This window comes from Natronomonas sp. CBA1123, assembly GCF_009741925.1.
Classification (GTDB): domain Archaea; phylum Halobacteriota; class Halobacteria; order Halobacteriales; family Haloarculaceae; genus Natronomonas.
Genome location: NZ_WPCC01000070.1, coordinates 1 through 8,479, shown reverse-complemented (window position 1 = coordinate 8,479; position 8,479 = coordinate 1). Strand labels below are relative to the sequence as shown.

At 68.3% G+C, this 8,479-nt stretch carries 5 protein-coding genes and 1 pseudogene; 2 read left to right on the top strand and 4 right to left on the bottom strand.

Translation table 11 applies throughout. The features are described from left to right. A pseudogene (locus GJ631_RS17895) lies at positions 1-747 on the bottom strand (nicotinate-nucleotide--dimethylbenzimidazole phosphoribosyltransferase); the annotation flags it as partial. Positions 748-880: 133 nt separating this feature from the next. Between GJ631_RS17895 and GJ631_RS17890 the strand changes: the two are divergent. Continuing rightward, positions 881-1,588: a CbiX/SirB N-terminal domain-containing protein gene (locus GJ631_RS17890; RefSeq protein ID WP_156710459.1), complete on the top strand. Its 708-nt coding sequence runs from the start codon at positions 881-883 to the stop codon at positions 1,586-1,588. Positions 1,589-1,598: 10 nt separating this feature from the next. Here GJ631_RS17890 and GJ631_RS17885 read toward each other — a convergent pair whose 3' ends face one another. From GJ631_RS17885 to cobN, 3 genes are read right to left on the bottom strand one after another with little or no spacing between them, the layout of a single operon-like run. After that, complete coding sequence (locus tag GJ631_RS17885; RefSeq protein ID WP_370518732.1) at positions 1,599-2,351, bottom strand: cobalt-precorrin-7 (C(5))-methyltransferase; 753 nt, start codon at positions 2,349-2,351, stop codon at positions 1,599-1,601. Further along, positions 2,348-3,052: a precorrin-8X methylmutase gene (locus tag GJ631_RS17880; protein ID WP_156710458.1), complete on the bottom strand. Its 705-nt coding sequence runs from the start codon at positions 3,050-3,052 to the stop codon at positions 2,348-2,350. Before GJ631_RS17880 ends, GJ631_RS17885 begins: the two co-directional genes overlap by 4 nt. Continuing rightward, entirely contained in the window at positions 3,042-6,920 is a 3,879-nt protein-coding gene (gene cobN, locus GJ631_RS17875) for a cobaltochelatase subunit CobN (protein WP_156710457.1), read from the bottom strand. Before cobN ends, GJ631_RS17880 begins: the two co-directional genes overlap by 11 nt. Before the next feature lie 34 nt (positions 6,921-6,954). On the opposite strand from cobN, the gene GJ631_RS17870 reads away from it, so the two are divergent. Further along, positions 6,955-8,479: ATP-binding protein (locus GJ631_RS17870; protein WP_370518731.1), on the top strand; the 1,525-nt coding region annotated here is incomplete at its 3' end.

Sequence of the window (8,479 nt, the reverse complement as noted above, 5' to 3'; positions counted from 1 at the left end):
GTGAGGTGGCCGTCGTAGCCGTCGTGTCGGAGGCAGGCCGCGGCGGCGACGAGTTCGTGTGCCGCCCGCCAGCGTGACGGCGGTGTTGGTTTCGAGGGCGCCGGCGGCGACACCACAGAGGACAGCGAGGGCGGGGTCGCCGGCGCGTCGGAGCGCAACCGTCGGTTCGCCGGCGGCGTCGCCGGGGTCCAGCGACGAGGCCGAGAGCGCTTCGTCGACCACCCGCCGTTTCAACTCGAGTGGGTTCTCCGCCAGTGACGAGGAGACTGTGCGGTCGCCCAGCACGTCGGCCTCGCCGAGGGCGGTGAGGACGCCGAGTGCGGTCGTCGTGCCGCCGGGGACGGTTTCGGCGAGGAACAGTTCGTCGTCGGGCACCTTTCGGCCGAACTGTCGGGCGGCGGCGAAGGCGCCGGGCGCGGCTGGGACGGGGTCGGGTTCGCGGATGTCGTCGCCCATGCGTGCGCCGACAGTGACGGTCGGCGCGCCGGTCGGTTCGGCCAGCCCCGAATCGACGACTGTGCAATCGACGCCGAGCCGTTCGAGGACGGCCCGGGTCACGACGGCGGGCGTCGGACAGCCGCTCGGGGAGACCGGAACGACGGGCGAGCGGACGGGACGGCCGTAGGCGAGTATCTCGGCGTCGGCGCTGGGTGTGTGGGCCATCAGGTCGGTGTCGGCGCCGGCGGCGCTGATGCCGTCGATTCGGGCCGTTCGGGTCGAACCGGCACAGCAGACGAGTCGAGTCATTACGATTGGTGTTAGTGCAACCGAACTTGAGTTTGCGGGTCGCGGCTCGTTCCCCGAAATCTATTTACTGGATGCCCTCACAGCGTACTACAAGAAAGATTGCGCTAATACAAGCGCACTTGATTAAACATCCATGACGGACACACTCCTGCTCGTCGGGCGCCAACACACGCGTGCGGTAGCCGAGACACACGCGATGCGACTCCGAGAGCGCGGCGTGGCCGACCGCATCGGCGTGGACACCTACGACCACGACCCGGCGGAATTATCCGCCGACACCGGTGGGGAGACGTACGTCGTCCCGATGGCCGTCGCTCCGACCCGGGATACGACTCGTGGCATACCGGGGGCACTGCCGACTGCCCACCACTGCGAACCGGTCGGCACCAGTCCCGCCGTGAGTCGCGCGCTCGCCGACCGCGCTCGGGAGGCCGTCGCTCCCGGCGACGACGCCTCGCTGGCGCTTTTGGCCTTCGGCGACACCTCCCGAGAGGGCCACCGGCGGGCGACCGAGGCCCACGCGACTCGCCTTCGGGAGTCGACCCAATACGGCGAAGTTACGGCTGCCTACCTGTTGCAGAATCCGGCGGCGGAGTGTGTCCGCTACAACCTCAGCGGCGACCGAGCCGTCGCCGTCCCGTTTTTCATCGCCCCGTGTGAGGAGACCGACAGCGCCCTGCCGGCGAAACTCGAACTCGACCGCGGCGGACTCGCCTACGCCGACCCGCTCGGCGACCACGAGGCCGTCACCGACGCCATCGAGGCCGAGGTGGCGAAGGCCCGCTCGCTCGGCTCGGGCACCGCCGCCGTCGACCCGGTTGCCACCGACGGCGGCCGCTGACAGCCGGCGACTACCGCCGCACTGCCAGCACCGAGAGGTCCGAAAACGCCGTCTCATCCTTCGAGTCGATGTCGTCGGCCAGCGCCGACAGCGACGTTTTCGTCACCGACTCCTCGGCGTGAGTCAGCCGTTCGAAGACGAGCGCCTCACAGTCGGGTGCGCCCGCCTCCAGCAGGCGATGGGCGATTCGTTCCGGCATCCAGTCGTAGGGTCGCGGCAGGACCAGCAGATGCCGGTCACCGACATCCCGCTCCAGTCGTCGGAGGTCGGCCTCGATTGGTCCGCTCTTGTGGAGCGTGACGAACGTCGTTTCCTCCATCGGTGTTCGGGCGCGACTCGCCGCCACCTGTAGCGAGGAAATTCCCGGAACCACCTCGACGGGGGCGAGCCCCTCGACGGCCGATTCGACCTTGCCGACGAACTGGTAGCCGGAGTGGTTCGGGTCGCCCATCAACACCGCCGTCCCGCTGGCACCGTCGGCGACGCGTTCGCGAAACGTCGCCAACACCTCGGGTTCGTCGCGGTAGCCACACGTCAGCGCCTCGCCGGTGATTTCCTCGCGGACGAACTCGACGACGGTTTCGAAGCCGACGACAACGTCCGCCTCCCGGATGGCCCGGACGCCACGCCGGGTGAGGTACTCGGGGTTGCCGGGGCCGATGCCGACGGCGTACACCGGTTCGGTATCCCCACGGACCTCAGTTTCGGGTGCGCCGGCGGCGTATTCGGCCGGTTCGTCGGGGAAGGAGACCTCGTCGGTCACGGTTCGGACTCCAGTTCGAGGTCTCCAGAGCGCACGTCGCTCGCGACGTGGACCAGTTCGTTCGCCAACCCCGCCGCGAGGCCGCTGCCGCCGCGGCGGCCGACGTTCGTAATCGCCGGCACACCGTGGTCGGCACACACTTCACGCAGCCGTTTTCGGCTCTCGGCGGCTTTCACGAAGCCGACCGGCGTGGCGACGACGACGGCGGGTCGGGTTCCCTGTTCGATGCAGTCGGCCAGCGCCAGCGCCGCGGTGGGGGCGTTGCCGACGACGGCGATTGCGCCGTCGTAGACGCCCCGCTTATCGAGTTCGAGCACCGAGGCGGCCGTCCGGGTCATCCCCGTTTCGGCGGCCAGCTCTGCGCCGTTACCGATGGCTTTCCGCACCTCGCAGTCGTGGCCTCGCCCCGTGATACCCGATTTGACCATCGTGATGTCGGTGACGATTGGGCGTTCATCGAGGACTGCCCGCGCCCCTGTCCGGAGCGGTTCGGACTCGTCGCTCCCCGTAAACCGCACGAGATACTGGAACTCGGGGTCGCCGGTGGCGTGGACGGCCTTCGCCCGAACCCGGTCGGCCAGCGTCTCCTGAGAAACGAGTTCGTGGACGCGGTCCATGCTCGTCTCGGCGATGTCCATCGCATCCGAGGTGGTCGCACCGAGGTCGGCGTAGGCCTCGAACTCCCCCGAATCAGTCGTCATCGCTCGTCACCTCCGTGGCGGGGGTGGCGTCGGAAGCACGCTCTTCGAGGTCACCGTCGACGGAGAGATTGAGGTCCGTGAGTCGTTCTTCGGTTTCGTCGTCGGCGTCCCACAGTCCCCGTTCGATGGCCTCCAACAGGGTGTCGGTGATGGATTCCAGCGCCCACGGGTTCACCTCGCGCAACCACTCCTGTCTGTCTGCGTCGAAGGCGTAGGCCTCGGCGACTTCGTTCCACAGCGTGTCGCTGACGACGCCCGTGGTGGCGTCCCACCCCAGCGTCACGTCGACCGTCGAGGAGAGGTCGCCGGCACCCTTGTAGCCGTGTTCCTGCATCGAATCGAGCCACTCCGGATTCAGGACGCGAGCCCGCATCGCCTTGCGGACTTTCTCCTCGTTGGTGTAGACGGAGACGTTGTCGGGGTCCGAGGAGTCGCCGACGTAGGAGGCGGGTTCCTCACCCGAGACTTCCAAAACGGCGGTGATGAAGCCGCCGTGGAAGGCGTACCAATCGGAGGAGTCGAACTCGTCCTGTTCCATCGTGTCCTCGATTTTGACCGTCGCCTCGACGCTGCCGAGGCGGCGCCGGAAGGCCTCGTGGTCCTCGCTGACGCGGCCGCGAGAGCCCATCGCGTAGCCGCCCCACTGGACGTACACGTCGGCGAGGTCCGAGCGGTCCTCCCAGTTCCCCTCGTCGACGGCCTTGTTCGTGCCGGCGCCGTAGCCGCCCGGTCGGGTCGTGAAGACGCGCGGCATGGCGGCATCGCGGGCGTCGCCAGCGTCCATCCCTTCGGCTTCGAGTTCCTCGGCTTCCTCCTCGACGTGTTTCTTCACGTAGTTCCTCTCGTGGGGTTCCTCGAGGTCGACGACGGCCTCGACGGCGTCGTGGATGACGCCCGCTGCCTGCGGGAAGGCGTCTCGGAAGAGGCCGGAGACGCGCGTCGTCGCGTCGATGCGGGGACGGCCGAGTTCATCGAGCGGAATCGGCTCCACGCCGTCGATTCGTCCGGCGTCGGTCCAGACGGGTTCGACGCCCATCAGCGCCAGCACCTGTGCGATGGTCTCCCCGCGCGTGCGGACGGTCGGCGTCCCCCAGGCGACGACACCGACCTCCTCGGGGTACTCGTCGTGTTCGCTGTGATGGCGCTGTAGCGTCCCATCAGCGACCTCTCGTCCGACCTCCCACGCCGACTTGGCGGGCACCTTCCGGGGGTCCAGCGTGTAGAAGTTCCGCCCGGTCGGCAACAGGTCGACGCCGCCGCGAGTGGGCGCACCGGAACCGCCCGGTGGGACGTACTCGCCGTTCAGGGCATCGACGGTCCGCGGAATCTCCTCAGCGGCACCGAAGACACGCGGGGCGGCCTCCTCGCAGATGAAGGCCAGCACCTCCCGTAAGTCGTCGTGGGCGCCGCCGGCCACGCGTGCATCGCCGAGGGGGTCGATGTCGACCACCAGCAGGTTCATGTTCATCTCGTCGTCGGGTCCGGCGTCGACTTCGGATTCGGGCACCTCGAAGCCCTGTTCGGCGAGCGTCTCGACCAACTCGACGCTCGTTTCGTGGACCGCGTCGGCGGCTTGGGAGTAGGTCATTCCGAGGGTCTCGTCGTAGGTGCCTGGCGAATCGAGCATCGTCTGATAGTCGACGCCCAACACGCCCGCCACGCTCTCACGAAGGCTGGGCGCGCCGGCGTTTTTGAGTCGCGTGAGCGCGACCAGATACTCGATTAGGCGGTCGCCTTCGGGGGGTTCGCCCATCGTGTGCAGTCCCATCCGAATCTGGGTCGTCTTCACGTCCGTGAGGTAGGCGTGGACGCGCTCTACGAGTTCGTCGATGTCGACGTCGTCGCCGTCTACGGAGCCCTCCGCGAGGGTCGTGCCGGCCGCTTCCGGGCCACGTACGTCGGCTTTCTCGTCCACCGCTCCTGCGATGCCTAACTCGACTGCGAGGTCGAGGGCCTCGACTTTCTCCCGCAGGAGTCGCTCGACCGTCTCGCCGGCCACGCTGCCGGCCTCGCGGTACTGGTCGGCCAGCTCCTCCAGTTCGGCGAGGTCGTCGTAGGTGCCAGCGTTGGCCATCGGCGGCGTGAGGTAATCGACGATTGCGGCATAGGAGCGCCGCTTGGCCTGCGTTCCCTCGCCGGGATTGTTCACGATGTAGGGGTAGACGTTCGGCAAATCGGCGAGGAGCGCGTCGGGGGCGCTCTCGCTGTCGAGACCGACGGTTTTGCCCGGAAGCCACTCCAGAGAGCCGTGGGTGCCGAGGTGGACGACGGCGTCGGCGTCGAAGTCGTTTCGGAGCCACGCATAGAAGGCGTAGTAGTCGTGTGGCGGCTGGAGGTCCGAATCGTGATACACCTTCGAGGGGTCCATCCCGAACCCACGCGGTGGCTGGACGGTCACGAGGACGTTGCCGAACTCGATGCCGGGAACCGCGAACGGTCGCTCCGGCGGGTCGCCCCACTCCTCCAGAACGTTCTCGCGGAACGCCTCGTCGGCGTCGCTCCACCACGCGTCGTACTGCTGTGGCGAGACGGTATCGACGGAACGCTCCCGGACGTCCTCGGGTGCGACCCAGCGGTCGTCGAGCGTCAACTGCGAGGTGAGCGTCTCGACGAGGTTCTGTCCCGACTCGGGAAACCCTCCCCCGAGGTCGTAGTTTCGCGCACGCAACTCCGAAAGCAGGTTCACCGTCGACTCAGGCGAGTCGAGCCCGAAGGCGGTGCCGATGCCGTCGTCGCTCGGCGGGTAATTGTGCAGGACGACGGCGACGTTCTTTTCGTCGTTCGGCGTGTGACGAAGGGTCGCCCAGTTGACTGCAAGCGAGGCGGCGTGGTCGATGCGGTCCTCGATTGGGAAGTGCTGTTTCGGCGCCGACCCGATGTCCGCGGTGTCGTCGGTGCGCTCCTTCCCGGAGATGGGGTGCGTGATGACGTTGCCGTCGAACTCCGGCAGCGCCACCGACAGCGCCAACTCGAACCCCATCACGCCGGTGTCGCTGGAGTCGTATCGCGAGCGAGAGCGCATCGTCGTCACCGTCTGGAGGACGGGGACGCCGAGACGCTTGAGGAACACTTCCTCTGCGTCGCCGCCCTCGTCGTCGGCATCGCGGCCGCGCTCGGCCATCGACAGCGAGAACATGAACGACGAGCACACCGCATCGACGAGCGGTTCACCCGCCTCGCTGGTCAGCCACTCGTCGACGACCCATTCGGCGTCCTCCTGTTCGTCGCTGTCGGTGACGGGATTACAGAACACGGGCAGAGCGTCGGCCCCCTCGGCTTCGATGGCTTCCACGAGCGCGTCGACGTAGCGGGTGTTCTCGTGGGTCCAGTGGGACTCGTAGAACCACACCGCAACGGTCGGTGTTTCGGGGTCCAGTTCGGCGCACAGCTCCTCGTAGGAGCAGCCGGGAAACTCGGGGTGATACACCCCTTCGGTCGGCAGGTCGACGGGGTCGTCGTATGTCGGTTCCTCGGGCGTGAACCGGTCGACCAGATACCGGACGGCGTTGGCGAGGTTCGCGCTTCCGCCGCGTTCGAGGTATTCGGAGACGGTCTCCCGGACGTTCCCGGGAACGGACGTGTCCTCAATAGCGAAGGCGTCGCCGGTCGCCTTCACGACGACGGGGACGCCCGCCTCGTAGCAGGCCTCGATAGCGCGGTCGTAGCCGGGCATGCTGTCTTCGGCGCCGTGGAGCCACAGCACGACCACGTCGCAGTCGGTCAGTTCGTCGCAGAACGCCTCGACGGCTTCGGGGTCGTCGAGGTCGCTCTCCGAGCGGACGACGAGGTCCGAATCGACCTCGTCGGCGGCGCGCTGTAACGCGCCCAGTTCGTTTTCGGTCGCGGTGTAGAGTCCAACCCGTGGCATAATCTTGATAAACTCCGCTTGCGCTAATACAAATGTGTTTGATTCGGGCGCAACCAAAAGCGTTTCCACGCCGTTCGGCGCGGTGGTCGGCCAAGAGCGACTGAAAGAGGCGCTGCTGGCCGTCGCGGTCGACGACGACCTGGACGGCTTGCTGGTCTCCGGCGAAAAGGGGACCGCAAAGTCGACGCTCGTTCGCGGCCTCGCGGAGCTGTTGCCCGAGCAACGCGCCGTTGCGGACTGTCCCTACGGCTGTCCGCCGGACGACCGCACCCGGCAGTGTGAATCGTGCCGGGAGCGGGCGGCGCTGCCGGTCGAGACACGGCCAGTCCCGCTCGTGACCCTCCCGCTGGGGGCGACGCGGGACCGCGTCGTCGGGACGCTGTCGGTCTCAGACGCCCTCGCCGGCGACGCCGAGTTCGACCCCGGCTTACTCGCCCAGGCCAATCGCGGCCTGCTGTACGTCGACGAAATCAACCTCCTCGACGACCACCTCGTCGACGTGTTGCTCGACGCCGCGGCCTCGGGCGTCAACCGCGTCGAACGCGACGGCGTCAGCGTCGCCCACCCCGCCGAGTTCACCCTCGTCGGGACGATGAACCCCGAGGAGGGCGACCTCCGGCCGCAACTGCGGGACCGCTTCGGTCTCTCCGTCGACGTGTGCGGCGAACGCGACATCGACGACCGCGTCGCCGTCATCGACGGCGACCTCCACGGTACGTCGCCGGCTGACGACACTGACGACCACCGCCGGCGACTCCACCGGGCGCGTGACCTGCTCGATTCGGTCGCACTGACCGACGACCAGAAGCGCGATATCGCGGCGTTGTGTGTCGATGCCGGCGTCGACGGCCACCGTGCGGACATCGCGACCGCTCGCGCCGCCCGCGCACTCGCGGCGCTCGCCGGACGCCCCACGGCCACCGACGGCGACATCCGAAGAGCGGCCGAACTCGCGTTGAACCACCGGATGCAGTCGGCGCCGTTCGAGGACGCACCCGACGCCGAGGACGTGATAGACGACCACTTCGAGGACGGTGAGGACGACTCGGATACGGAGGCGTCGGGCGACGAGGACGCCGATTCCGAGTCCGAATCGGACTCCGATGCCTCCCCGGACGTCGACGACGACCCCGAAACGGAAGAACAGCCATCCGAACGCCCGAGCGACCAGCCCACGCCGGGTGACGACTCTGAAGCGGACACGGACGGCGATACCGACGACGCCCCAGGCTCGAACCCACAGCCAGGGTCGGCGGCCGACGGTGCCGAGACGCCGGACGATGGCGCCGGCGGAGAGGGTGGGGACCCGGGGCCGGACGAGCAGGAAGACGCGGTACCGCTCGTCCCCGGTCAATCCCGAGCGGAACCCGCCGAGAAGCCGGGGGCGGCGGCCGCTCCCGACATCGACGCCCCGGAGACCGACGGCGGGACGGGGTCGGGGCGGGCCGGTGTCGCTCCCGCGGCGGGCAATCGTGGCACCCGGGTTCGAACGGAACGAACGGACGGCACGTCCGGAATCGACGCCGCCGCCTCGGTCGCGGGCGGCGGCCAAAGCACGG